Source organism: Paenibacillus sp. FSL H3-0321, from assembly GCF_038002865.1.
GTDB lineage: Bacteria > Bacillota > Bacilli > Paenibacillales > Paenibacillaceae > Paenibacillus_AQ.
The window spans coordinates 7,167,165-7,192,398 of sequence record NZ_JBBODH010000001.1 but is presented as its reverse complement, the minus strand read 5'-3'; the positions used below and the strand labels follow the sequence as shown (position 1 = coordinate 7,192,398).

General features: G+C 46.2%; 23 protein-coding genes. 3 read left to right on the top strand and 20 right to left on the bottom strand.

What is annotated here, in order from left to right; all coding sequences use genetic code 11:
• Window positions 1-2: 2 nt before the first annotated feature.
• Window positions 3-2,207 carry a 2,3-diaminopropionate biosynthesis protein SbnA gene (gene sbnA, locus MHI45_RS31675; RefSeq protein ID WP_306080852.1) on the bottom strand — a complete coding sequence of 735 codons (2,205 nt, stop codon included), beginning with the start codon at window positions 2,205-2,207 and terminating at the stop codon, window positions 3-5.
• A gap of 165 nt (window positions 2,208-2,372) precedes the next feature.
• Here sbnA and MHI45_RS31670 point away from each other — a divergent pair, with 165 nt between their 5' ends.
• Window positions 2,373-3,173, top strand: a complete 801-nt coding sequence (locus MHI45_RS31670) for a YheC/YheD family protein (RefSeq protein WP_340899067.1) — start codon at window positions 2,373-2,375, stop codon at window positions 3,171-3,173.
• Between the two features lie 79 nt (window positions 3,174-3,252).
• Here the strand turns inward: MHI45_RS31670 and mnhG are convergent, their stop codons facing one another.
• Genes mnhG through MHI45_RS31640 form a run of 6 tightly spaced genes read right to left on the bottom strand, consistent with a single transcriptional unit; the run spans window position 3,253 to window position 9,048 of the window.
• Window positions 3,253-3,621 carry a monovalent cation/H(+) antiporter subunit G gene (gene mnhG, locus MHI45_RS31665; protein WP_076112376.1) on the bottom strand — a complete coding sequence of 123 codons (369 nt, stop codon included), beginning with the start codon at window positions 3,619-3,621 and terminating at the stop codon, window positions 3,253-3,255.
• Window positions 3,611-3,904 carry a Na(+)/H(+) antiporter subunit F1 gene (locus tag MHI45_RS31660; protein ID WP_340899068.1) on the bottom strand — a complete coding sequence of 98 codons (294 nt, stop codon included), beginning with the start codon at window positions 3,902-3,904 and terminating at the stop codon, window positions 3,611-3,613. Before MHI45_RS31660 ends, mnhG begins: the two co-directional genes overlap by 11 nt.
• Window positions 3,904-4,380 carry a Na+/H+ antiporter subunit E gene (locus tag MHI45_RS31655; RefSeq protein ID WP_076112374.1) on the bottom strand — a complete coding sequence of 159 codons (477 nt, stop codon included), beginning with the start codon at window positions 4,378-4,380 and terminating at the stop codon, window positions 3,904-3,906. Before MHI45_RS31655 ends, MHI45_RS31660 begins: the two co-directional genes overlap by 1 nt.
• Window positions 4,381-4,385: 5 nt before the next feature.
• Complete coding sequence (locus MHI45_RS31650; RefSeq protein ID WP_076112373.1) at window positions 4,386-5,861, bottom strand: Na+/H+ antiporter subunit D; 1,476 nt, start codon at window positions 5,859-5,861, stop codon at window positions 4,386-4,388.
• Window positions 5,858-6,193, bottom strand: coding sequence for a Na(+)/H(+) antiporter subunit C (locus MHI45_RS31645; protein ID WP_076112372.1), 336 nt, complete (start codon window positions 6,191-6,193; stop codon window positions 5,858-5,860). The genes MHI45_RS31650 and MHI45_RS31645 overlap by 4 nt, the downstream gene beginning before the upstream one ends.
• Complete coding sequence (locus MHI45_RS31640) at window positions 6,181-9,048, bottom strand: Na+/H+ antiporter subunit A (RefSeq protein ID WP_083675760.1); 2,868 nt, start codon at window positions 9,046-9,048, stop codon at window positions 6,181-6,183. Before MHI45_RS31640 ends, MHI45_RS31645 begins: the two co-directional genes overlap by 13 nt.
• A 326-nt stretch (window positions 9,049-9,374) precedes the next feature.
• Between MHI45_RS31640 and MHI45_RS31635 the strand changes: the two genes are divergently transcribed.
• A complete protein-coding gene (locus MHI45_RS31635; RefSeq protein WP_038589919.1) occupies window positions 9,375-10,082 on the top strand; it encodes a response regulator transcription factor in 708 nt (235 codons plus the stop codon).
• Window positions 10,063-11,478 (top strand): sensor histidine kinase, encoded by a 1,416-nt coding sequence (locus MHI45_RS31630; protein ID WP_076112370.1) that lies wholly within the window; start codon window positions 10,063-10,065, stop codon window positions 11,476-11,478. Before MHI45_RS31635 ends, MHI45_RS31630 begins: the two co-directional genes overlap by 20 nt.
• Before the next feature lie 75 nt (window positions 11,479-11,553).
• On the opposite strand, the gene MHI45_RS31625 is transcribed toward MHI45_RS31630, so the two are convergent.
• The 13 genes from MHI45_RS31625 to MHI45_RS31565 form a co-directional block, all read right to left on the bottom strand.
• Entirely contained in the window at window positions 11,554-11,898 is a 345-nt protein-coding gene (locus tag MHI45_RS31625) for an Asp23/Gls24 family envelope stress response protein (protein ID WP_076112369.1), read from the bottom strand.
• Window positions 11,899-11,925: 27 nt separating this feature from the next.
• Entirely contained in the window at window positions 11,926-13,005 is a 1,080-nt protein-coding gene (locus tag MHI45_RS31620; protein WP_076112368.1) for an AI-2E family transporter, read from the bottom strand.
• Window positions 13,006-13,415: 410 nt separating this feature from the next.
• On the bottom strand, window positions 13,416-13,934 hold the full coding sequence (locus MHI45_RS31615; RefSeq protein ID WP_038589859.1) for an NAD(P)H-dependent oxidoreductase: 519 nt from the start codon (window positions 13,932-13,934) through the stop codon (window positions 13,416-13,418).
• 360 nt (window positions 13,935-14,294) lie between these two features.
• On the bottom strand, window positions 14,295-16,223 hold the full coding sequence (locus MHI45_RS31610; RefSeq protein ID WP_076112367.1) for an oxidoreductase: 1,929 nt from the start codon (window positions 16,221-16,223) through the stop codon (window positions 14,295-14,297).
• A 92-nt stretch (window positions 16,224-16,315) separates the two neighbouring features.
• Window positions 16,316-17,125, bottom strand: coding sequence for a helix-turn-helix domain-containing protein (locus MHI45_RS31605; protein WP_052092003.1), 810 nt, complete (start codon window positions 17,123-17,125; stop codon window positions 16,316-16,318).
• A gap of 274 nt (window positions 17,126-17,399) precedes the next feature.
• Entirely contained in the window at window positions 17,400-18,149 is a 750-nt protein-coding gene (locus MHI45_RS31600) for a class I SAM-dependent methyltransferase (protein ID WP_076112366.1), read from the bottom strand.
• A gap of 7 nt (window positions 18,150-18,156) precedes the next feature.
• Window positions 18,157-18,909 carry a class I SAM-dependent methyltransferase gene (locus MHI45_RS31595; protein ID WP_076112365.1) on the bottom strand — a complete coding sequence of 251 codons (753 nt, stop codon included), beginning with the start codon at window positions 18,907-18,909 and terminating at the stop codon, window positions 18,157-18,159.
• A complete protein-coding gene (locus tag MHI45_RS31590) occupies window positions 18,909-20,591 on the bottom strand; it encodes a nickel ABC transporter substrate-binding protein (protein WP_076112364.1) in 1,683 nt (560 codons plus the stop codon). The genes MHI45_RS31595 and MHI45_RS31590 overlap by 1 nt, the downstream gene beginning before the upstream one ends.
• Window positions 20,592-20,649: 58 nt before the next feature.
• Window positions 20,650-21,447: an ATP-binding cassette domain-containing protein gene (locus tag MHI45_RS31585; RefSeq protein WP_306080835.1), complete on the bottom strand. Its 798-nt coding sequence runs from the start codon at window positions 21,445-21,447 to the stop codon at window positions 20,650-20,652.
• A gap of 48 nt (window positions 21,448-21,495) precedes the next feature.
• Entirely contained in the window at window positions 21,496-22,281 is a 786-nt protein-coding gene (locus tag MHI45_RS31580; RefSeq protein ID WP_076112363.1) for an ABC transporter ATP-binding protein, read from the bottom strand.
• Window positions 22,278-23,123: a nickel transporter permease gene (gene nikC / locus MHI45_RS31575; protein ID WP_076112362.1), complete on the bottom strand. Its 846-nt coding sequence runs from the start codon at window positions 23,121-23,123 to the stop codon at window positions 22,278-22,280. Before nikC ends, MHI45_RS31580 begins: the two co-directional genes overlap by 4 nt.
• 23 nt (window positions 23,124-23,146) lie before the next feature.
• A complete protein-coding gene (gene nikB / locus MHI45_RS31570) occupies window positions 23,147-24,085 on the bottom strand; it encodes a nickel ABC transporter permease (RefSeq protein ID WP_256718179.1) in 939 nt (312 codons plus the stop codon).
• Between the two features lie 597 nt (window positions 24,086-24,682).
• On the bottom strand, window positions 24,683-25,135 hold the full coding sequence (locus tag MHI45_RS31565; RefSeq protein ID WP_076112361.1) for a hypothetical protein: 453 nt from the start codon (window positions 25,133-25,135) through the stop codon (window positions 24,683-24,685).
• Between the last annotated feature and the right edge of the window lie 99 nt (window positions 25,136-25,234).

The window sequence follows — 25,234 nt, the reverse complement described above, 5'->3', positions numbered from 1 at the left end:
TATTAGGTAGGGACATCTCCGTCTTCAGACGAGAGATCCCGGCCGAACTGGTTCTGAATCCATGAGTCCGAATATACGGTATCGAGGTAACGTTCTCCCTTGTCATGCAGAATGACCGCGCAGTGAGATCCCGGAGTTATTTCTTGCTCCATACGCTTGACGGCGGCAATAATCCCTCCGGAGGATGCACCGGCCAGGATCGATTCATTCTGCGAGAGCGCCCGGCAGCCTTTTATGATCTCCCAGTCCGAAACATACACGATATGGTCGATTAGATCTTTTCTGCAGAAAGGCGGTACAATGCCGGCACCCAGTCCGGGGAAACGCCGGCTGCCCTTATTTCCGCCAAAAATAACGCTGCCCTCCGCGTCGACAGCCACGATCTTGGTCTTTAGCCCATGATCCCTTGCGTATTCCGCCAGCCCCCTGATCGTGCCGCATGTACTGACACTGCAAAACAAATAATCCACCCGGCCAAGTTCGGTCACGATCTCTTTCATGGTCGTATGATAGTGGGCCAGATAATTATTTTCGTTTCCATACTGATTCGGCCAAAAGCTGCCGGGTATCTCTGCCAATAACTGCTGTACGCGTGTGAGCCTCGCAGGCAGAAACTCGCCTGTTTCCGGGTCTGGCTCCGCGACATAGTCGATTTTTGCATCCAAAGCCTTCAGGATCTGAATATTCGTTTCGGTTGTTCGGGGGTCGATAACGCTGATAAACCGCAGCCCCAAATATTTGCAAATCATTGCCAGGCTAATCGCCATATTCCCCGAACTCGATTCAATAATGACAGTTCCAGACCTAATTCTACCTTCCTTCCAAGCTTCCTGGATCATCCGCAAGGCAGGACGGTCTTTCGCACTTCCGCCCGGATTCAGCAGCTCCATTTTGGCGTAGACCTCAAACCCGCTGTTCTGGAACAGGTTGCTCAGCTTGATCAAGGGCGTATTTCCGATGGTCGACAGTATGCCGCCATTCAAGTTCATCTTTGCCCTGTCTTTATCTTTCTGGTAATATATCTTTTTGTTCTTTACCTGCCCGCTCTCCAGCGTCTCGCCATTGGCCACTATAAAGACTTCAATATCGTCAAGCAGATGATTCCGAATCATCATGCCGATTTCCGGAATGCACTCTCTGATTTCCTCCCTGATTGCCGGAGCCGTGGAGTTAACTGCTGATTTACTTTTGATATAAATGGTCAGCGCATTGTTCCTTACCTTCACCCGGATGATTGCATCTTCTATATGACGGTATACAACCTGTTCGATATCGTACAGGCTAATTTTTTCTCCATGCTTCAGTTCCCGGCCCACCCGTTTGACGATTGAGGCAAAACTCTGCTTTTCCACACCGCCTATCATCACAGGTCTGAAATCCCTTACCACATCATAGGTAACAAAACGAATGGCTGGCATCATCTTGCGGACGGTTGAAGTAAGAACCAGAATACTTTCATTTTTACCCAGCGGCCTTAAATCCCCGCCTAACGCCTCTGTCCCGAGCCCTTCCGCAAATATCCCGTCGGCAAGGATGTATCTGCCTAGCTCATGAGAGTAATAAGCGATCGTGCCCATTTCAATGGAGCCATACGTATCGACGATGTCCCTTGGATCAAGACCGAACAGGCGCGACATATTCCGCTGCCATCCCAGTGTGGCGATTTCCCCGACCAGAATAATCTTGCGGATGCCGAAGTCACGCGGATTTCCGGCGGCATATACGATATGGTCAAGGATGGAAGGCATCGTATACAGCAGCTCAGGCTTAAAGGCTTGCAGCCGTTCAATGTGCTGTTCGATGGGAAGATCAAAGGGTATTGAACTCTTTTCGAGTCCCAGCCGCTCAAATATGGACAGGGCCGTGTTCGCTGCATGTCCGGTACCCATGTCCGCCAAAGCCCTTGTGCAGCCGCTTCCCGCAAGCAGCTCACCGAACAGCTTTGTTTTGATATCAATGTAGTTTTTATCGTCTTCCTCTGAGTAGAATATCGCTTTTCGGCGGCCCGTGCTTGTGCCCGAGGTCCGGTATACGGCCAGAGAAGGGTCACTAAATTGGGTATAATAATGGGTATCCAGAATCTCCGACGTCATAAGCGGAAGGTTCTGTAAGCTATAACTCGTCTTCTCCCCGCCGATCAGCCTCTTGTACCAAGGAAAAACCCCGGTGACTTCTAGCACCTTATCCTGCAAATTGCCGAGCAGCATCTTCGCCGCCTCCTATTGGCCGCATGCTGCAGCCTCATTAGATAAACACCTGCAATAATCTTATGTAGAATTCTCGAAGTGTGTTCTATTGCTGTGTAGATGCCCAATCAAAAACTAAACATTTCCGTAATATAGCCTATGGAACTATAGAGACGGAGGGACAAAATGAAGAAGCAAATAAGGCATATATCCAATAAGCTGACGAAGACAAAGGTGATGGCCCGAAGCCAAGAATTAAGGACATACATCCCGGTAACGAGAAAAATGGATCAAAGCACACTGCATGAGATGCTGCAAAAATATAATATGGTCTACATTAAGCCCTGCTGCGGATCCTTGGGTAAAGGTGTGATGCGGATGGAAAGGACCGCCCGGAAGGATCGGATTCAATACAGCTATCAGGCAGGTACGCATGTACGCAGCTTCCCGGATTACGACACGGCTTATCGCGCAATCTTAAAGGAGACCCAGGGGAAGTCCTATTTGGTACAGAAAGGGATCCGGCTTTTGGTTTATGAGGGCCGGCCCTTCGATATCCGGGTGATGGTGCAGCGAAATCTTAAGGGTGGGTGGGATGCTACGGGGGTTGCAGGACGCGTGGCGCATCCCCGCAAGGTTGTTACAAACGGGAGCCAGGGGGGGACGATTTATCCGGTTGAAGTATTGTTGAACGCCTACACTAGCCTGGAGAAGCGTAAAGCATTGATCTCGGCCCTGAAGGAAATGGGTGTGAAGTCCGCCAAGCAGCTAAGCACAACCTTTCCCGCCCTCCAGGAAATCGGCGTGGATATTGCCTTGGACCGGCGCCTCAAGCCCTGGATTCTGGAAGTGAATACTTCCCCCGATCCTTGTCCGTTTACCAAGCTGAAGGACAAAAGCATGATTAAACGGATCGTAAAATACGCTAACGCCTATGGCCGCACATATAATCTGAAGTGTATGAAGTCTAAACAGGGTGTGGTGTAAACTGCGGGGTTGTCTGCGGAACAACGCAGCCGGAAGCGGCGAATTGTGGAGCTGCTCTTCCACAGCTCGCCTGTTCCTGTCAGCGATCTTGCTCTACAGGCAGTGCCTGATCCTCTTCCATGGAGGGCTTCAGGTCATCCTGAATGCTGCCTTGCCACAACGGGACTCCCGACCGGTAGGCTGATCTGCCGTTTAAATGACCTGCTACCGGAGAGGTAATGAATACAAAGACGATAGCAAGCAGCAGCTTATAGCTGACCGTTCCATCGTGAAACAGGAAGTAGACAAACGCTCCGCTCAGCACACAGAGCACCCCAAGTGTTGCGCTTTTGGTAGCGGCGTGAGAACGCAGGTACACATCGGGCAGCCGCACCAAACCGAATGCGCTCAGAGCGCAGAATACAGCGCCAAGCAGCACCAGAATCGAACTGAACAACTCACCGGTCATGCCTGTCACCTCCCTCTTCAAATACAATGCCCCGTTCAATATATCTGGCCAGCGCCGTCGTTCCTATAAAAGTAAGAATGCCTATCACCAGAATAATCTCAAGAAAATCCTGTGTGTCCAGCAGCATAGAGACTACCGCAATCATGGCCAGCACATGGATGCCTATCGTATCCAGTGCAGCAACCCGGTCAGAACGGGTCGGTCCTTTAAGCAGACGGTACAGACAGGCCAGCATAGCCACCGATAGTATAATCAGCGCTGCAGTTAACAAAGTCAGACTCATCAGCGGGTCACCTCCATTATGGCTTGCTCAAAAGTGCCTCTGATCTGCTCGGTAAGCAGCTGTGCATCTTCAATATCAATGGCATGGATGTACAGGATCTTTCCATCTCCCGAAACATCAAGTGTCAGTGTTCCCGGTGTCAGACAAATCAAACAGGATAATAAAGTGACTTCCCACGCGGATGTTAAGGCAGTCTCATAAGCAAAAATACCGGGACGTATAGCCAGCCTTGGACGAACGATATGACCGATCACCACAAAGCTCGATACCAGCAGCTCGCGGATAAATATCAGCAGCAGCTTCAGCATTGCCCATACCCGTTTGAGATAGAAGGGCTGCGTCCAGGATTTCCGCAGGATCAGCAGAATGAACACTCCAAGCACATACCCCACGATAAAGCTTGAGCCCGAACTGTTGTTATTCAGCAGCATCCACATGAAAGCAATCATCAGGTTAAACAGTATTTGCAAAGCCATCTCCTCTACTCCTTCATTACAGCTTCAATATAAAGCCCGGGTGAGACCAAGATATCTCCGGCCTGTGATACATAGGTGTATACCCACTCCGCCCCAATGCCCATTGCAATAACAAGAACAAGCAGTCCGGCAGCAACGGCCGAAGCACTTTTTAAGTTGACCTTTGGTAATTCTTTCTCCGGTTCATTCCCCCAAAATGCCAGTCTGAACACCTTCATCAAGGAATACAGTACAAGAAAGCTTGACGCCAGACCAATCAGAGACAAGGTCAACATGCCGGTATCCAACCCTCCGCGAATGATCATAACCTTGCCGGCAAAGCCGCTGAGCGGAGGAATCCCCACAAGAGCAAGCGCCAGTATAAAAAACATCCAGCCGATCAAGGGGTACTTTCTGATCATCCCCCCCATGTTCTTCAAGTGTTCCGTTCCTGCAGCAGAGATGATTATTCCTCCTAGAATAAACATCAGTGCTTTCGCCAGCATATCATGGAGCAAATAGAATACCGCCCCGTTCAGAGAATCAGGTGTCCCAACTGCAAGACCAAAGGCGACAAAACCAACGCTGATGATGACATTGTAATTAAGAATACGGGGAATATCCTGATAGGCTACAGCTCCCAATCCGCCCAGAATCATTGTAGCCGCCGCCATCCAGGTTATCCAAGGCTGGGTGAAGCCCGGATCGTTTACGAACAGGAGGGTAAATGTACGAATAATTGCATACAAGCCCACTTTAGTCAACAGTGCGCCAAACAAAGCCCTGACCGCCGCCGGAGGTGCACTATACGATCCAGGCAGCCAATAAAACAGAAAGAGTCCGGCCTTTAAAGAAAATACAATCAGAAACAAAATGGCTATTACATTAAGTACGCCGTCTTGCCCCGCTTCGGCAATACGCTGGGACAAATGGGCCATGTTGAGCGTGCCCACTGCTGCATAGAGATAAGCTACCGCCGCCACGAACAGTGTGGAGGATACGATGTTTATCAGCAAATATTTGGACGTCTCCCGGAGCTGGAGCTTCGTCCCGCCAATAGAAATAAGCGCATAGGAAGAAATGAGCATCACCTCGAAGAAGACGAACAGATTGAAGATGTCCCCTGTAAGGAAGGAACCGTATACCCCTACAAGCAAGAAATGAAAAAAGGTATAGTAGTAAAACCGCTCCCGCTCCTCACCTATACTGCGGAAGGAGTAGAGCAATATGGCAAAGCTGACCAACGAAGCCGTCAGCAGCAGCAATGACGCTAACATATCGCCAACGAACACAATGCCGTAAGGCGGGGACCATCCCCCCATCTGCAGGGTTTGTATACCCTTATCGTGTACGCGTGAGACCAGGACAGCAGCAATGCCGATATTCAGTAATCCGCTGGCGGAGCTGATCCAGCGCTGGAGCCGGATTCTTTCTTTCAGGAAGATCAGGATCACAGCTGTACACAGGGGGATCAGAATCGGCAGCACCAACAGATTGCTCATTCTTTCTCCTCCTTGATACTGTCGATTTCATCCGTACCCAGTGTCTGGTAGGAACGGTAGGCCAGAACAAAATAGAACGCAGTCACTCCAAAGCTGATCACAATGGAGGTTAAGATCAGCGCCTGCGGCAGGGGATCGACATAAGTCTTCGCATTGTCTCCCAGCACCGGTGCAGCGCCTTTTTTGAGTCCGGCCATCGTGAGGAGCAGCAGATGGACACCATGTGTCAGCAGGGAAGTTCCCAGCACAATGCGCAGCAGACTTTTGGACAGAATCAGATACACACCAATTGTAAATAAAATCCCTACAGCCACCGCCATTATGAGTTCCATTGTTTATCCCCCCCGATTGATAATATGATGTTCATGGTTACACCCACTACGGCCAAATACACGCCCAGGTCAAACAGAACCGCAGTCGCAAGCTCTGTATCCCCGAGTATAGGCAGTTGAAAATGACCAAAGGCATGACTGAGAAACGGTGCATTAAAAATGAAGGAGCCTGATGCCGTAACAATCGCGATCAGTAATCCGACTCCAGTAATCAAGCGGTAGTTCACCGGAAGAACCTTACGGACTGTATCCATGCCAAAAGCGACAGCCATCAGAACAAGCGCGGCGGAAGTCATCAGCGCTCCAATAAAACCTCCCCCCGGATGGTTGTGGCCCGCAAAGAACAAATACAAGGAGAACGTAAGTATAATGAGAACAATTCCCTTAGACATGGTCTGCAGGATCACATCATTACTCCGCAGCCGCAAGGCTGAGTTTCCAGAATGGACTTTTCCGGATTCAGTCTGACCAGGTTCCATTCTTAAATGAATCAAGCCATAGATGGCCATTGAGGCGATACCGAGCACCATAATTTCAAACAAGGTATCAAAGCCGCGGAAATCCACCAGAATGACGTTGACTACATTTTTACCGCCGGCTGAATTGTAGCTTTCTTTCAGGAAAAACTCGGAAATCGGTTCAAAGGGACTGCTCCCCATCGCTGCCAAAGCAATTAAAGTTGTCGTGATACCAACACCAAGGGCGATAATCAAATTCGGCAGCTTAAACCGCAGGCGTTCCTTCTCCTTCTTCAGCTTCGGAAGATATCTGAAGCAGAGAAGGAAGAGAATGACCGACACCGTCTCTATCATCATTTGCGTAAGCGCGAGATCAGGCGCCCGGAAGATGACGAACAATAGCGTTACCATATAGCCGACACAGCCAGTGAATAAAATGGCACTGACCCGCGATTTGGCAAAAGGCACCGCGAATGCCGCAAGCAGCATAACGGCTATTACCGCTGTCTCATAAAGGGACAATGGCGCATAGTGATCCATGCCGAAGCTGATACCCGGTTCTCCAATTAGAGCAGCGAGCAACGCAATAATAAAGAAGCTGAAAATATACAGCAAATAATGACGGTTGGAGCCGGTCATATAAGCATTGGTCAGGCGTTTTGAGCCCCGCTCCAACAATTGAAGGCTCCCATCATAGAGATGGTTGAGCGTTTTCCGTCCGCTTGGCTTACGGTCCAATACCCGCAACCGGCTGTAGCTTCGGTATAACAGCACACCGGCAGCGATAACACCTATGGTCATAAATATCTCCGGTGTCCAGCCATGCCAGAAATGAATCGAGACCTCGAACGTATCTTCAGGCGCCAATACCCCGTTATGGATCGACGCCATGGCCGGCTCAATCAGCGAATTAGAAACAAGCTTAGGAAAGAAAGCAAAGACTACAGCAAGGGAGACCAGCATCACTGGTGACAGCAGAAGGCCAAGCGGCGCTTCATGCGGCATTTTATCCAGTTTAGCCTTCTGAAGTTTACCCCCAAAGGTCTTAAAGACGAGAATCATACTGTACACAAAGGTAAACACACTGGCAAGCCAGGCGGCTACCGGAAAAATCCCCATCCAGGAGCCAGTATTCAGTATGTCGAACTCACGGATATTCAGCATAGCGGTAAAGAACATTTCTTTACTGAGGAACCCGCTGAACGGCGGCAAGCCCGCCATGGAGAATGCGCCGATCAACGCAACCGAGAAAGTAATGGGCATGAGAGACATCAGCCCGCCCAGCTTGCGGAGATCCCGGGTACCCGTTTCATGGTCAATAATTCCGACAACCATAAACAAGCTGCCTTTAAAAACAGCATGATTCAGGAGATGAAAGAGGGCCGCTGTAGTAGCCATAGTATAGAAAACAGCTTCTTCCTTCCCGGCAAAAAAGGAAGCCGCCGAACCAAGTCCCAGCAGAGACATGATCAGACCGAGCTGGCTGATGGTAGAGTACGCAAGTAAGCCTTTGAGATCGCTTTGGTTAATCGCTTTAAATGCTCCATAGATCAGTGTCACCATTCCTGTGAGCGAAACCAGCCAGAACCACCCAGATTGACCTGCAAATACAGGGGTGAGCCGTGCAACCAAATAGATTCCCGCCTTAACCATCGTAGCCGAATGAAGATAGGCGCTGACCGGTGTCGGTGCTTCCATCGCATCAGGCAGCCAGATATGAAATGGAAATTGCGCGGATTTCGTGAACGCTCCCAGCAGGATCAGCAGCATCGCCGGGATAAACATGGAATAGCCCGGCAAAGATCCGGCTACAGCTACAATTTCCCGGATACTGTAAGTTCCAGTCATGACGTATAACAGATTAAATCCGGCAAACATAGCCAGACCGCCAAACACCGTAATGAGCATCGACTTCATTGCACCGTAGCGCGACCTTTCCCGGCGGTGCCAGAATGCAATCAGCAGGAATGATGAAATACTGGTGAGCTCCCAGAACCCGTATAGAACCATCAGATTATCTGACAGCACAACACCCAGCATCGCCCCCATAAACATCAGCAGGTACATGTAGAATGGGCGAATTCCTTCGCTGTGCTTACTCAAATAATAAATCGAATAGAGCACCACCAGAGCGCCCATTCCGGTAATCAGCAAAACAAACAACAGGCTGAGTCCATCCAGGTAAAGTGTAATATCGACTCCAAGTGAAGGCATCCAGGAGAAGCTTGTCATTAGATTTGATCCTGCTTGAATACTTGGGATTCTTGTCAGGAAGTAGAGAAATAGAGCTGCAGGCAAGGGCAGAACAATCCAGCCCACATGAAAACGCGGCAAATATTTAGTAAGCGGAATAAATGCAGCAAGCACAAATGGAAGTAAAATTACAAGATGCAGCACGGTCCAGCACTCCTCCTCTTTTATTCATGTTCTAGTTTTCTGCTATTGCGGTTGTATCCATTCATTCTGTACAATTCTCAGCTATTGATAATTAACTTATTTTCCCAGTAAAAAAACACAAAAAGAGCCCGCTTTTGGCAGGCTCCTCCGTTTGATTCCGTATACAATTAAAGATAATTATACAGTCAGCGCAAGAAACTGTAAAGCCCCGTTCGAACGAATGAAAAAAAGCTAAAAACAATATTCCATAAATATTTATCCAATCTTTAGGTTTGGTTTAGAATGGATAAAGGTTAGAGAGTTATATTGAGTAGGGGTGATTTTTTATATTTACGATACTGATCGCTGATGACGAACTCGAAATCGTCGAATTGCTGCAGCTTTACCTTGAAAAGGACTACCATATTTTGAAGGCTACCAACGGTATGGACGCTTTACATATCATTGGGGAGCATACCATTGATTTAGCTATTCTCGATATTATGATGCCGGGGATGGATGGATTACAGCTGCTTAAGAGTATTCGCCGGGCGTATCATTTTCCCGTCCTGTTCTTATCGGCCAAAAGCCAGCATCATGACAAAATTCTCGGTCTGGAGCTCGGAGCGGATGATTATATCTCTAAGCCCTTTAATCCGCTGGAGGTCGTTGCCCGTGTCAATGCTTTGCTGAGGAGAGTCCATCATTTTGATGTTTCCCCTGTGGAGAAGGAGCCGGCGGTTGAGAAAATTGTACTTGGAGCACTGACACTAGATCTGAGCGAGTGTGTTCTATATGTCTCAGGGGAACCGGTTGTATTGACCTCCACTGAATATAAAATCCTTAAGCTGATGATGGAGGAACCGGGGCGGGTGTTCACGCGCAAGCGAATTTATGAAGCGGTTTGGGAAGACTTCTATATGTATGAGGACAACAGTATCATGGTACATATCAGCAACATCCGTGAGAAGATTGAGCTGGATTCCAAGAAACCTGAGTATCTGAAAACCATCCGGGGATTGGGGTACAAAATTAATGCGCCTGTGGAGAACTAGAAACCAACGGCCGCTGCAGACGTCGCTAGCCCTTGACTTTTTACGGTTTCTTGTCATTGTTCTTGTCATTTCGCTTGGCGCCTATTTGTTTATACAACTGGATGTGACGCAAAAACTAAAGGATTATCAACTTGCGGATCCGGATTTAAAGGTCACGGCAAGCCAATATTTGAATAATCCCAAATCCGGACCGGAAACCGAGAAATTGCTGCGCAGCCGGGGCTGGCTTGAAATCTTGGACGGAAGCAAGCTCATCAAAGAAGTGATCGGAAATAAACAGGATCAGATGATTAGCTACTCAGAGGAACAATTGTATAAACTGCTTGAGAATGATCGAAGTCAGGATTATTACTATTCATTGTCCCGCTACCCGGGCCCTGGTTCGACAGACTGGCTGCTGCTGAAAATCCCACGGGACCGTATTGACATCTCCATTAACAGCTACCCGTTTATGTCCTATTTTAACCATTCGGTTACCTTCTATATTTTGATTGGAGCGATGGTGCTTCTGGTGCTGGTTGTTGTTTACAGCTATTCTGTAGCCCGGCGAATTCTCAAACCGCTCAAAACAATTAACGAAGGATTAAAGGAAATGATCCAAGGCAATTACAGCACCAGGATCTCTGTTCATGCAGAACAGGAATTCGAGCAAATGGCTGAAACGTTCAACTACATGGCGGATATGATTGAGAAAACTACCAAGGCTACGCGGCTGGCGGAAGAAAGCAAGCAGCGGATGATGATGGACCTCTCTCATGATCTGAAGACCCCGGTCACCAGCATCCAGGGTTATGCGCAAGCCCTGTATGAAGGCCGCGTCGAGGATGTGGAAAGACAGCGAAAATATCTGTCATATATTCACAATAAGTCCTCTCAAGTCACTAAATTAATTCAAAATATGATGGAACTGCTCAAAACAGATTCACCGGATTTCCTGTTGAAAATGGGGCATCACGAGCTTGGCGACTTCCTGCGGGAAATTATCGCCGATTCGTATGGAGAAATCGAACAAAAGCGGTTTACGCTTCAGTTCCAAGTACCCGATCAGGATGTTTATGCGCTCTTTGATCCTGAACTGCTGTCACGAGTGGTCTATAATCTGATCACCAATGCTCTGACTTATAATCCGCCCGGAACGAATCTTCGGATTGAGCTCATTCCCCAGGCCACCCGAATGGTCATTGAAATTGCCGATAACGGTGTGGGGATTCCTCAAGAACTCAGATCCACCCTTTTCGATCCCTTTGTACGGGGAGATGAAGCCAGAACGGCATCTGGAGGAACAGGCTTAGGCTTGGCTATAGCCCTGAAAAATACGGAAAGAATGGGCGGAACTTTGGAACTGGCCAACCCTGGGAAGGAATCAACCGTTTTTAAGATTAGTTTACAAAAATAGTCTAGCTCCAAAAAAATAGCGGCAGTCAAGGACGATAGAATAAGGTCCTCGACTGCCGCTATTTTATTGAAAAATTCAAATTTGCTCCGGTATAATGCCAACCACGGTCACATTCACTTGCGACACTTTTAATCCAGTCAGTATTTCAAGGCTGCTCTTAATTTTTTGCTGCAAAAGCTGCGCAAGCTGGTGAAGAGGAGTGCCGAGCACAAAAATCGGAAATATGTGAACCGCCAGCTCTCCCCCGTTTATCTGGAGGTCAATAGCTTTATAGAAGTCATCTTTGTTTTTGCGTTTTGTTTTGCCTTCCATAAGCGCCTTCACTTCTTCCGCTTCCTGAATCGCCTTGCCGGCAATCTTCAATATGGCCCGATTTGAAATCGTAATATTACCTCTATATCCGTTATTTAAGTTATTCATCCCATCGCCTCCTTCGATTTATACGAACTATAGTCCCTCCCATTTTTCTTTAAAGAACAAATGATACGTATGCTTAGATATAATTTTGATGACCATATACACAGGAATAATGATCAGCATGCCAATGAATCCAAAGAAATTCCCCACTCCCAATACAAGAACTGTTGTGGTAATGGGATGAATATCAAGGCTTTTGCCAAAGACCAGCGGTGAAATGATGTTATCCTGAACCTGCTGTGCCAACAGGATAATAACCAAAGCCCACAATCCCACAGCAGGAGATTCAACCAGACCTACAATCACAATAGGAACAGATGAGATAATGGCCCCAAAATAAGGAATAAAGTTCATGATGACGGCAATCAGTGTCAATACAAGCGCATAAGGTAACCCTATCAAAAGGAATCCGAAATACATCAGGACACCCAGCGCCAGATTTACGACAACTCTGCTAACGATATAGCTGCTGAGCGCGGCATCGATTTCCTTTGTAATTGTACTGATTTTTTCACGAGAACGTTTGGGAACAGCTCTTACGATGATTTTCCCGAATTTGTCGCCCTCCTTAAGCATGTAGAACAACAATATTGGAAAGGTAAACAGTATAATCGCTAAGTTGGAGACCGCTGAAAATAGCCCTGTGACATAACTGGTTAATAAAGTGAACCCCTTGTTTAAATATTCATTTAATTGGGAGAGCAGGCTGAAATCTTCGGGGAAAATTTTCGAGAAAACTCCCGTCTTCTCCAACTCCACAATTTTATCGTTTAATAAATTGAAAAGATGAGGCGCATTTTGCACCAGATTTATTAATTGCGATTTCAAGGGAGGCCAGACACCCCCAAAGAATGCCATTACAATGATAAACAAGAAAAGGTAAATCAGAAGGATCGCCGGTGTTCGCTTCAATTTCCACTTTTCCAGCAGAGGAATTAAAGGCCGCAGGATATAGTAGAAAAAAACGGCTAACAGCATCGGGATGAGAATCACACCCGTCAGCGCCTTAAAGGGTTTAAAAATAAAATCTACTAAAGAACCCACATAAATGATTGCAAGGACCAGCAGTATTGCTTTACCTATAGTAAGGAATTTATTCACATTTTTCATCTGCCATCTCCTGCTCTATCCAGCTTATTTGTATTAATATAACGTTCCAATCTTTATACACTCTAAACTGAACCTAAAGATTAGATAAATATTTATAGTATCTGAAGTATACGACAGCAATCTTAAAGAGCGAATAGATTTGCGCTAAAACTTCAACGAACAGGGGCACTATCGTTCAAAAAAACAGCGGCAGTCCAGGACTTTATTTCGTCCAGGACTGCCGCTGTTTTAATTTTTTATTAGAATTGTATTAGCTCATAAAATCGACAAATCTTTTGGGTCAGCCTTGTTTTGTAAAAGAATCAAGGGATCCGGGTTTATGGATACCGATGCTTATTTTGCCTGTTTGATATTAATTTACGATTTTTTCCGAAAAACTTAACAATGTTTCTGCTGTAAATAGGCAAAGCTTACGCCAGTACCGCTTTTGCATACTCGCGGGCCGAGATTTCCAATTCTTCCTCCGAGATTCCCATCATGCCATACTGAATAAATGGAGGCAACACTAATGTGCCGATCAGGTTGCCAGTTGCTTCGAGCGGCCGCAGGAGCTCCTCCACAGTGTATTTATTGCTCCCCTCAGCATGGTAGTTCTCCTTGGGAGCGCCCGTAGACACGGCAAACATAAGCTCCTTGCCGTGCAGCTTGTTGCCTTCACTGCCTATGGCCCAGCCGTAAGTCAGGACATGATCCTGCCATTTTTTCAGGAGAGGAGGGGAGCTGTACCAATAAAATGGGAATTGCAATACAATGCGGTCATGCTCAAGCATCAACTGGTGCTCACGTTCCACATCAATTTCTTCAGTGGGGTAAGCAGCGTGCAGGTTGTGAACGGTCACATCTGCAAGACCCTGCAATTCTTCAGTCCAGCGTTTGTTGACAACTGATTGCTCGAAATTCGGATGCGTTATAATAACTAATGTTTTCATGGATAATGACCTTCTTTCGAGTGGATGTCACGAAACTAACTTTATTAAAATCAGTTGCTGAAATAAGTATAGTCACACTCAAAAGATATGTCAATTCATTTTAAAAATAATTAATCTGTATAAGTCGAGCTAATTATCATAAAGATCAAACTTGACGTAATTTGTGCATTAATAGAATTTAAATTTAAATTTGTTCATTTAAATTTTTATAACACAGGAATTGAAGATTCTTAAGATAGGCAGCATTAGTAATTAAATGGATATCATCAACATAAAAACAGTTTCACCCTATATAAGATGAACTTGGAAATTTCAGAGTACAGGATCTCTCGCAACTGCGGTGAATGTTTGGACCTTTGCTTATTTTATACTAATCCCCGCATCAAAACCCTCTCGAATCGCATGAAGAGCATTGCTTGTTTTTAGTGCCCCACCAACCACTACGACGTTATCGGAGACCGTTTTTAATTCATTCACCAACGTATTATTCGGCTTATAGCCAAGTGCTAGGACAACAGTATCTGCCTGAAGTATAAATCTCCCCTGACTATTTTCAACTTCAACTCCGTCATCCAATATTTCAACGACTTTAGTCTCTGTATATTGCTTAACTTCGTACTCATTTAATATTTTCGTCAGATTGAAGCGGTTCACACTGTCTAACTCCTTCATCAGTGTTGGGAACATTTCTACAACTGCGACTTCCTTCTCCTGAAGCGCCAAATGCGCAGCTGTTTCCGTTCCCACTTCACCGCCGCCTGCAATCACAATTTTGTCTCCGGTAGGAACATTTCCAAGCAGCACATCTTCGGCAGCAAATACATGCGGTTTGTAAATGCCTTTAATTGGAGGAAGCATTGGAGTTCCACCCGTAGCTACAATAATAGTATCCGGCTGAATCTCTTGTAACAATTCTTTACTGACTTCAGTGTTCAAATGGATATCCACACCCAGCTTATCCAACTCATCAATGATCCAGGCTGTATAGGTCGTAAATTCTCCCTTGCTTGGCGGGTAGGCTGCCGATACAAATTGACCGCCCAAATATCCTTTTTGTTCATATAGGCTAACCTCATGGCCTTTGACCGCCGCTATTCTGGCTGCTTCCAAACCGCCGGGACCACCTCCAACTACCACAACAGTTTTCGGTGCGGAAACCGGAGTATAGTTTAACTCCCATTCCCTTCCTAACGACGGGTTAACCAGGCAAGCCAGGGGGCTGTCTGTATACAGCGCTCCAACACAGCCCTGTAAACACCCAATGCAGTAACGAATAGAGCTAAACTCTCCATTCTTTGCTTTGTTAGGCAAGGCAGGATCTGCCAATGAACCTCTTCCCATGCCAATAAAATCAGCTTTGCCCATCTCCAGGATACCTTCAGCCATGTACGGATCATTAATGCGGTTTACGGTAAACACAGGAATGTCAACAATATTCTTGATCTCGGCGGCAAAATCTATCGTCCAGGCATGCGGAATATACATTGGGGCGACAGTTCCCTTATTGTGACTTCCATAAACGCCATTAGATACATGAAGAGCATCTACTCCCCATGCTTCAAACTGCTTTGCCAGTATTCTTGATTCCGAGATATCTCTGCCTCCCGGAACACCTTCATCTGCAGAAAAACGGATGGTTACAGGATAATCGCTTCCCACTTTTTGCCGAACGTTCTCAACTATTTCTTTTACGAATCTTAATCGGTTATCCAGACAACCGCCATATTTATCCGTTCTCTTATTGACGTAAGTGGACATGAATTCTGCAATCAAATACCCGTGTCCTGCATGGATTTCCACTCCGTCAAACCCTGCTTTTTTTGCTCTCAACGCACAGTCTCCAAATTCCCCAACAATCTGCACAATTTCAGAAATAGTCAACTCGTGCGGAATCTCCCGATTCCAAGGACATGGAATGGCAGAAGGAGCAACAGGCTGAACGCCGCCGTTTACTGTACTATTGCTTTGTCTGCCCGCGTGATAAATTTGACAAAACACTTTACTGTCATATTGATGAATAGTGTCTGTAAGCTTCTTATGACCTTCGATCTGTTCGTCATTCCAAAGTCCTGCAATACATTTGTATCCCATTGCATGAGGATTAACAGCGTAATCCTCTGTAATAATCAGCCCCCATCCCCCTTTGGCTTTCTCTTCATGATAAGCAATGTACCTGTCTGTTGCAGTTCCATCTTGATTGCAGTAATTGGAGACCATTGCGGTGACTGCCAACCGGTTGGGAATTTCGCATTGATTGATTTTTTTAGGTGAGAACAAATGATTAAGCATGGTGAGCCCTCCAGAGTTTATATTACTTACAGATTGAATATAAACCCTATAGGTACTACAGGCTCAAGAACTTTGTTCAAAAATTCACTTACTTATTCAATCGGTAACCAAACTTTAATATATCGATGGTATCCGTCCGATTCATGAACACGGGCCAGAATATGTCCAATCACATTTCCAGCCAGCTGATACCCCTCTTTCCGAATAAATTCTAATGCGTTATCCAACAGTTTGAGTGAGAAGCTCCCCTTTTCACCTACACTGATAACAGTTGTAACACACAACGCATTCTCTATATATTTCACCTTATCACTAAGTGGAATATTAAACGCTTCAACATATTCTTTTTTAATAGAGAACCCCCATGCGTGGTCATTGGTAACATCTCTATTTATAATATCGTTCATTTGCATTTCAACTAAGATTTCAACAAATGGCAGATAATTTAACCATGCTTCCAAAACACCATGGAAATCATCTTTTTCTTCATAGCTGTAATTATATCGATGAAGCAAATAATAAGAATTTTGTTGTTCTGTAAAATGGAATGCTCCTAAATCATTTTTTATATTAAGTAAATCTCTTCCCAATTCTTCATTTTTCTTCATCAGTAAAGTATAGTGCTTCAATTTATGATTATAATCGATTTGCTTTTCTTCGATTCGCTTTGAGTATTGCTCCAAATTATCACAATGCATTATATTGTGAATTTCGGAAAGTGAATAGTCCAGACTTCTGTGACGTTTGCATTCTGTTAGGAAATTAATATCCCAGGGCTCGTATAAGCGATAGTTATTTTTATCGTCTTTAATAGGATGAACTATATTAAGTTTTTCATAATAACGCAGTGTCTCAACGGGGATATTTAAGATTTTAGAAACTTGACCGATTTTATAATCCATGGCGGTGACATCTCCTTTTTTAATAATTATAAATAATTAATGAAAGAGTAGACGTGATATTTTAGCCTTTAGTCACAAATTAATTTTCCACGGGTTCAATAATAACAGTATCATTTGTACAAAGATTGTTCCTTGTAACTTCAATGGACAACCCTCCAACTTGGACGTTGCCAAGATTGAGCTGAAAGCGAAAATTCCATACAAAAAGCAGCGACTCTCCTTTAGAGAATCGCTGCTTTTTTTCTCATTTCATTATTATTATAGCTGCTCATTATCATTTCTCGGCGCAAATCATGAACATCGGTGTTGAACGGTTCAATACTTGCTGCTTCTCATCCAGTACTTTGGCGTTCAGGTTCTCTTCTGTATATACAGCGGAGAACCCCTCTTCCTTGAGGGTCCGTACATCCCACTCCGGACGCCACTCTCTGGTCAGCGGCAATAAAAGGCTCAGACGGTCAGTCTCCTCGATGTCCTTGTGATGCGGAAGCTCACCAAAGCCCCTGTCTATGTAGGCCTGCTGATCCTCGGCATGCTTCAGCTGCATCTCTTCGTCCCACAGATGACGGTTCCAGTTGGCATCGAAAACCAGCAGCCTTCCCTCCGGCTTGAGTACTCTTCTCCATTCCTTGTACGCTGACTGCGGATCGGCAAGGCTCCAGGTGACATTGCGGCATACGATCAGATCGAAGCTCTCCGCTGCAAAGTCCAGCTTGTGTGAGTCCATCTTGCGGAAAGTAACGGTGACACCTTCCCGTCTGGTGTGTGCTCTCGCTTCTTCCAGCATATTGTCTGTGCAGTCGACCGCAGTGACCAGATGCCCGGCACTGGAGAGAATCACAGAGAAGAAGCCGGGGCCGCAGCCAATATCAAGAACATGCAGACTATCCTTCTGCGGTGCATTCGCCAGGATAAGCTTCAGCCACGCTTCCCGCTGGAATCCGTTCAGTTCCCGCTGAATGCCTTCACTATACAGCTCTGCTTCACCTTCCCAATATGTTTCTACTTCCTGCTGGATACTCATGTATCATTCACTCCTTCTTGGCTATAATCATGAACCGGTTTACATTCTGGTAGCCGTATTTCAAATAATTCAGCGGCATCGCACGGGCAGGAATAAAGTTCCGCTGAACATCTATGCTGCGGAATCCGGCCCGTATCAGCGCTTTCTCATCGGCCTCAGGCCGCAGTACATTAACAAACGGCAGCTCGCTTAGCATACTTTTATCCTGATTACTCCGTTGCCGGATTCTCTTCTCTGTAAGCAGAATCAGTGTCCAAGACAAGGCATACCAAAGTCTGCGAAATACAGTCCTGCTCTCGTTATACAAATAATTACCGTCAAAAATAATCAGGGCCCCTCCAGGCTTCAGAATCCGGTACCACTCGGCATAAGCCTTCTGTGGATCGGGCAGCGTCCATACCACATCCCGGCAAACCACTGCATCAAAGCTGTCGTCCAGCTCAGCATGCAAATCCGCAGCATCGCCGACATAAGCAGGAACTTTGTATCCAAAATGTTCAAAATTCTGTGAAGCTCTATCGATCATCCCCTGAGATGCATCAACGGCTGTAGGCAGATGTCCCATCTGCGATAAGAGGATGGAGAAAAAACCGGGCCCGGTTCCCACATCCAGCACCTTTTGATGGGATTTAACTCTCAAGCCTTTTGTAAGCAGCTGCTTCCACAGGTTAATGGTTGTCTTGCTGCGGAATTGGGTCTGTATGACTTTGTCATAACTCTCCGAGCTTGAGGTCCAGTACTTCGAAATTTCTCTCAACATCATTCTCCACCTATATCCAGCTGATTCCAGAAGATTGGCGAGAAGGTGGTATACCCGGCTTTGAACCCTGTTATTCTCTTGTTCACTGCCATGATATCATCGGGGAAGTATATAGCAGCAAACATGGCCTCCTGGTACAGCTTGGTGAAAATAGAGTCATAAGCGCTCTGGCGTTCCTGCAGATCGGTTGTACCTACGGCTGTGTCAATCAGTGATTCCAGTCCAGCATCTGACCAGACCACAGCAGGTGCTTCCTCAGTTTCATGGAATAGAGATAGGAGGAACGCATGCGGATTATATGCATCATCGTAGGTCCGGTACATGATCAGATCATAAGCCTTGGTTGTCCATAAGGCATCGTAATAGGCATTAGGCTCCAGAACCTGAAGATTCACAGCAATCCCAATCTCTTTGAGTTCGGACTGAATCAGCTCACTGATCGATTTCCATTCCGGGAATTCAGCCTGCTGCAGTACAAAGTTCAGCTCAAGCGGCGTACCAGCCTGCTCGACAATTCCATCTCCGTTTGAATCACTATAACCTGCATCCGCGAGAAGCTGTTTCGCTTCCGCCGGATCGAAGCCGTACCAGGTATTATTGGAGTCCGTCACATAAGGAACTGTCAGCGGGAACAAACCTTTGGCTACACTGCCGATACCATCCATCAGATCATTGACGATACTTTTTTTGTTAATAGCCAAATTAATGGCTTTACGCACATTCAGATCTTGCAGAGCGGGTGTATTGTAGTTGAAGATCATGAAATGAGAGTTTGTTCCAGGTGCTTTTTGCAAGCTCAGTGACGAAGCCGCTTCGATCACGGGTACACTTTCCACCGGAATCTTACCCATTTGTCCCCCGGCAATGTCTATATCCCCGCTTTGCAGGGCCAGTACTCTGGACTGCGGGTCAGGAATGACCTTCAGAATGATTGTGGACAGCTTCGGCATTTCTCCCCAATAATAGGGATTTCTGATGAGTACGGCTTCCTGATCGGTTGTGAAGCTCTCGGCCATCCATGCCCCGGTTCCAATCGCTTTGATGAATTTGCCGGTAACATCCCCTGCAGGCTCCACCGCGGAAGGGCTGATCATCCGTACTGGTCTTGCAAAGGAAAGCTCAGTCAGGAAGGGATAATAAGCTTTGGTGAAGGTCATGGTAATCGTATGCTCATCCACAACATCAATAGATTGCATCGCTGTAGCCACATTCAACGAATTGGCCGGATCTTTAATCCAGCGTTCGAAGGAGAATTTAACAGCTTCAGCATTAAACTCCGTACCATCTGAGAATTTGACTCCTTGGCGGAGATGAAAAGTATATACTTTTCCATCTTCGGAAATATCCCAGGACTCCGCAAGAGCCGGCAGGATTTCGCCCTTTTCTCCATACTCCACCAATCCGTCATATATCATCGCATGCACATTCATCGAGCCCTTATAGGCACCGGCGTCCAGCTGATCCATACCGGCATCAGCCGATATAGCAACAGTGATTACCTTGTCCTGAGCGTTGGCTGCTTGTGCGGCTTCATTATTGGCAGTGTTATTCGAACCGGCCGTTGGAGTGCTGCTATTCTTGTTGTTGCTGTTGCTGCAGCCTGATGTCACCATAATTACCGCAAGAAGCATTAAGAATATTATTTGTGTTAATAAGCTGTTTGTCTTTGAATTCGTTCTCATTCCCAGTACTCCCCTTCTCCATTTAACATCATCAGAACGGCTGTAGTGCCAAGCTTTGCTAGACTTTCTTTCTTAACCTGGGGTCCTGCACTGGTACTGATGACAGCAATGTTCGTGTATAAGGGTGGCTCCCTTGCTGCATGATATGCACACCCGATTGCTTCTCCACAATTCCCCCTTGATACATCACAGCCACACTGTCACACAAACGGCTTACAACGGACAAGTCATGTGTAATGAAAACATAGGATAACCCCAGCCCATGCTTCAACTCCTGCAGCAGATCCATCATTTGCTTCCGCAAGGTAACATCCAGACTCGAGAAGGGTTCATCACATACAATCAGCTCCGGACGCAGCGCGATCGCTCTGGCGATCCCAACCCTCTGCTGCTGGCCGCCACTGAGTTCATGCGGATAGCGGCGGATATGCCGCTGTTCCAGACCCACAAGATCGAGTGTATCTGCTACCACTTCCCTGAGGTTTTCGGCCTTGCCCGCTCCGTAGTTTCGCAGCGGCTCGCCGATAATCTGCTCTACCGTAAACAAAGGGTTGAAGGAAGCGAGACTATTCTGAAACACCATCTGCATATTGCTGCGGATCATACGCATCTTGCTGTGGCTCCAATCCGTATAATCCGTGCTTCGGTACAGAACCCTTCCGGAGGACGGTTTCTCCAATCCCAGCAGAATTCTGGCCAAAGTGCTTTTACCACACCCGCTTTCACCTACAAGTCCCAGGCTTTCACCGGCCTCAAGACTGAGTGACAGATTGTTCACGGCTTGAACACTCTTGGCCTTATGTGTGAACCACCCCCTTTCCGCACTATACCTTTTGTTCAGGCTTACCGCTTCCAACAGCTTTATAGCTCCCACCTTCTTTGAATTTATGTGTTATTACAGTTGTTATCTGCATTCTATTAAATACTTAGTATATGGATGCACTGGATTCGAAAAGAGTTCAAACACGTTTCCCGATTCCACGATCTTCCCGGATTTCATCACATATACATAATCTGCGAGCTCAGCTACAACGCCGAGGTCATGTGTGATCAGCAAGATGCCGACATGGTTCTCCCATCTAATTCTGTCCAGCTCTTTGAGAATCTGGGCTTGAATGGTTACATCCAGTGCTGTTGTAGGCTCATCTGCAATAAGCAGGCGTGCACCGGAAACCAGTGCGATGGCGATCATTACCCGCTGACACATGCCACCGCTGATCTGAAAAGGATATTTATTGAAAAGCCGCTCAGGTTCGGCCAAGCCTGCTTGCTGCATCTGCCTCAAGGCAAGCGCCTTAGCTTCTTTTCCCGATACCCGTTTGTGCAGCATAACCGTCTCCATAAGCTGCCTGCCAATAGTCAGCACCGGATTCAGCGCATTCATGGGATCTTGAAAGATAACAGCCATTTCTGTTCCCCGGAGCTTCCTTAACTGGCGGCTGGAGCACTCCAGAAGGTTGTTGCATCCCAGCCGGATTTCTCCGCTCTCAATAATGCCTGGCGGGTCTACTAATCCTAAGATGGACATTGCCGTAACACTTTTGCCGCTGCCGCTCTCACCGACAAGTGCTACAATTTGCTGCGGCTTCACTTCGATGCTGACATCATCCACAGCCGTAACTTTTCGACTCCCTGTATGGAAGCTGGTACGTAAATGACTGACTTTCAGCAGTGCAGGTCCTTCCATCATCTTCTGAATCCCCACTTCCCTATAGTAACGGAATCATGCTCTGACCGGCGCAAGCCCTCCCCCAGCAGATTAAAGCCCAGGACAGCAAGCATTATTGCCAGTCCGGGGAACAGCATTAGCCGCGGCTGCGTCTGAATGTAGGCGCGGCTGTCGTTCAGCATAATCCCCCATTCCGGTGTTGGCGGCTGGGCTCCCAAACCCAGAAAAGACAAACCTGCAATCGAGAGCATAATTGTACCCACCTCCATAGAAGCAAGAACCAGAATGGGACGGGCAGCGTTCAGCAGGATATGCCTGAGTACGATTTGCAGATGGGGAGTGCCTGACGCTTTGGCTGCCAGAATATATCCACTTTCCTTAATTTCAAGCACCATGCTGCGGATCACCCTGGCGTACCCCGTCCACCATACTGCGGCAAATGCGATTAACAGGTTCTTCATACTGGGTCCCAGCATGGCTGCAATGGCAAGGGATAGAATCAGGCTCGGAAAGGCAAGCAGGATATCGATGATCCGCATCATCAAGTGATCGATCCTTCCGCCAACGTAACCGGCAAGAAGACCAACTGGAATGCTGATCGCAAAAACAACGATCAGTACTATGAATGAATAATACAGGGATGTCCGGGTTCCATAGATCAACCGGGATAAGACACAGCGTCCCAGATGATCGGTACCGAGCGGGTATTGCCAGGAAGGCATGCTCAATTTGTGTTCCATGTGAATCTGCAGCGGATCAGAGGGTGACAGCCAGGGGGCGAAGAGTCCTATACAAATGAATAAGAGCACTATGCCCGCTCCCAACCGGGCTCCTGTATTCTTAAATAAGCTAATACGAAACATGACAAGCGGCTCCTTCTACAGCTTCACCGCAGCCTGATTCGAGGATCCAGCAGCAGATGCAGCAGATCCACTGCCAGGTTAATCAGGACAACGACAACAGCCATCAATAATACATAACCCTGAATGACAATATAATCCTTCCCAAAAATAGCCTCGATGGCATATTTACCGATTCCCGGCCAGGAAAATATAGTTTCAACAATAACAGAGCCGCCGAGCAGCCCGGCTATGTTAACACCAAGGAGGGTAAGACTTGGAAGAAGCGCATTGCGGAGTGCATGACCTGTGATAATCCTCCATTCCTGCAGTCCCTTGGCTCTGGCTGCCGTGATGTACGGCTTGCCCAGAACGTTCAGCAGACTGGAACGAATCAAACGGATATAGACTCCTGCCATACCAAAGCCTAGTGTAAATGCAGGCAGAATTACACTGGCAGCCCCCTCCATTCCCGTAACAGGAAACAGTTTAAGCTTCACTGCACCATAATAAATCAGGAGCAGGCTAAGCCAATACCCTGGCATTGAAACACTGAGCAGTGCGACTACTCTGCCCAGCCGATCGGGCAGTCTCCCCGGATACAGTGCTGAGCCCACTCCAAGAGGCAGGGCAATAAGAATTGCAGCCAATAAGGAACAGGCGCTGAGCAGCATTGTGGCCGGAAAACGATCCATTAGCTCCGTGAACACGGGACGGCTGCTGCTGTAAGATATCCCTAAATCGAGATGGAGCACCCGGTACAACCAATGGAAGTACTGCATATGTATAGGACCGTCCAGACCAAGGATATGCCTGGTCGCTTCAATAGCTTCACGTGTAGGCTTAATGCCGTCAACACGCAGCATAATCTCCGCCGGATCACCTGGCGTTAAGTGCATCAGCGCAAAGGTAATGAAAGAGATGCCTAACAGCACGGGGATCATCTGCAGCAAACGCTGCAACAGATAACGTATGATGGCATTCAACTCCAAATTATTAATCGTAATAATTACGATTATATCACAAAAATTTTGAAATAGTAGTCTTTAAATTTTTTATTTCATGTTTATCCATAATAATTACGATTATGACAAGTCTACTAATTTGGTAAATCACCCGACTCCTGCCGAAGAAACGCCTGCTCTCCACGATTCATAAAATCAAAAGGGAACGAAATAAAAAAATAAGACCTATACCACTTTTTTTGTGGTATAGGTCTTTCCAACTTTTCTATTAAATGCTGTCATCATTCCAAATATCTATCAAAGAAATTATGATTATGATTGCTGGGACATTTTTGTGTAACAATAATCAGGTGGTATCTACTGAAACTAATCAAAAAGTGATTTTTAGTATTAATTAATTACTGGAAAGCTAAATTTGTAAATGCTTTATCTTAAATTTATTTAATGGAGAGATAGTTAATATGAACCACAACAAAGAGAATGTTTAAGCTTTGTACTTTTAGCTATTTTGATAATGATGTGGTTGGGTGATGACTTCCCGACTTATCTCCTGGCGACCGAGGCGGCTTGTCCGCCGGTGCGTGAAGACTTTGTTAGATGAAGTATTTTCCTTCTCGGTTAGCTTTCACTTTGAACTTTATTGTCTTTATTCTTGTTTCGAATTGACAAAAAACTGATCAAAAATATTATTTGAATCCCACCCACAATAATCGGAAGAAACAATTCCCACAATCCCCAATCCCAAGGAAAAGAAATAAACCCTCCAGTATTATCACTATAGCGAGCATACAAGATAAATCCTGATCCAGGTATTACAGAAAAAAGCGTCCATAAAAACAATGTTACAAATCCAAGTTTATTCGCTAAAGCACCATTTACTATCAATAATAGTAATAGAAAAAAATATGTAATTCCAATAAAAGTGTTAAATTCTTTCAAGGGACTACTGTCAAAAACGTTACTGAAAACAGTATAAATAGTAACTATTAAAATAGCACCAAAGTATCCTCTCAAAATATCTTTCCTTCCTTCCGTATTTTCGATAGATTTCAAAAAGTGTTTTATACTCATACATGTATTTCATCTAAAGTCTTATTTACGAACTTCGTAAATGCCCCATATCTAGAGTATTCGCGAAATTATTAAGCTTCTCTCTTCGGTCAAACACAA

Bases quoted from the DNA above. Each gene is read 5' to 3' on its own strand.
- MHI45_RS31580 (WP_076112363.1), bottom strand. From the start codon at position 22,281: ATGATGGAAGGACCTGCACTGCTGAAAGTCAGTCATTTACGTACCAGC.
- MHI45_RS31670 (WP_340899067.1), top strand. From the start codon at position 2,373: ATGAAGAAGCAAATAAGGCATATATCCAATAAGCTGACGAAGACAAAG.
- MHI45_RS31620 (WP_076112368.1), bottom strand. From the start codon at position 13,005: ATGAAAAATGTGAATAAATTCCTTACTATAGGTAAAGCAATACTGCTG.
- MHI45_RS31630 (WP_076112370.1), top strand. From the start codon at position 10,063: ATGCGCCTGTGGAGAACTAGAAACCAACGGCCGCTGCAGACGTCGCTA.
- MHI45_RS31650 (WP_076112373.1), bottom strand. From the start codon at position 5,861: ATGAGCAATCTGTTGGTGCTGCCGATTCTGATCCCCCTGTGTACAGCT.
- MHI45_RS31625 (WP_076112369.1), bottom strand. From the start codon at position 11,898: ATGAATAACTTAAATAACGGATATAGAGGTAATATTACGATTTCAAAT.
- MHI45_RS31655 (WP_076112374.1), bottom strand. From the start codon at position 4,380: ATGGCTTTGCAAATACTGTTTAACCTGATGATTGCTTTCATGTGGATG.
- MHI45_RS31590 (WP_076112364.1), bottom strand. From the start codon at position 20,591: ATGAGAACGAATTCAAAGACAAACAGCTTATTAACACAAATAATATTC.
- MHI45_RS31600 (WP_076112366.1), bottom strand. From the start codon at position 18,149: ATGAGTATCCAGCAGGAAGTAGAAACATATTGGGAAGGTGAAGCAGAG.
- MHI45_RS31565 (WP_076112361.1), bottom strand. From the start codon at position 25,135: ATGAGTATAAAACACTTTTTGAAATCTATCGAAAATACGGAAGGAAGG.
- MHI45_RS31660 (WP_340899068.1), bottom strand. From the start codon at position 3,904: ATGAGTCTGACTTTGTTAACTGCAGCGCTGATTATACTATCGGTGGCT.
- MHI45_RS31595 (WP_076112365.1), bottom strand. From the start codon at position 18,909: ATGTTGAGAGAAATTTCGAAGTACTGGACCTCAAGCTCGGAGAGTTAT.
- MHI45_RS31645 (WP_076112372.1), bottom strand. From the start codon at position 6,193: ATGGAACTCATAATGGCGGTGGCTGTAGGGATTTTATTTACAATTGGT.
- MHI45_RS31605 (WP_052092003.1), bottom strand. From the start codon at position 17,125: ATGGATTATAAAATCGGTCAAGTTTCTAAAATCTTAAATATCCCCGTT.
- sbnA (WP_306080852.1), bottom strand. From the start codon at position 2,207: ATGCTGCTCGGCAATTTGCAGGATAAGGTGCTAGAAGTCACCGGGGTT.
- MHI45_RS31615 (WP_038589859.1), bottom strand. From the start codon at position 13,934: ATGAAAACATTAGTTATTATAACGCATCCGAATTTCGAGCAATCAGTT.
- MHI45_RS31610 (WP_076112367.1), bottom strand. From the start codon at position 16,223: ATGCTTAATCATTTGTTCTCACCTAAAAAAATCAATCAATGCGAAATT.
- mnhG (WP_076112376.1), bottom strand. From the start codon at position 3,621: ATGACCGGTGAGTTGTTCAGTTCGATTCTGGTGCTGCTTGGCGCTGTA.
- nikC (WP_076112362.1), bottom strand. From the start codon at position 23,123: ATGTTTCGTATTAGCTTATTTAAGAATACAGGAGCCCGGTTGGGAGCG.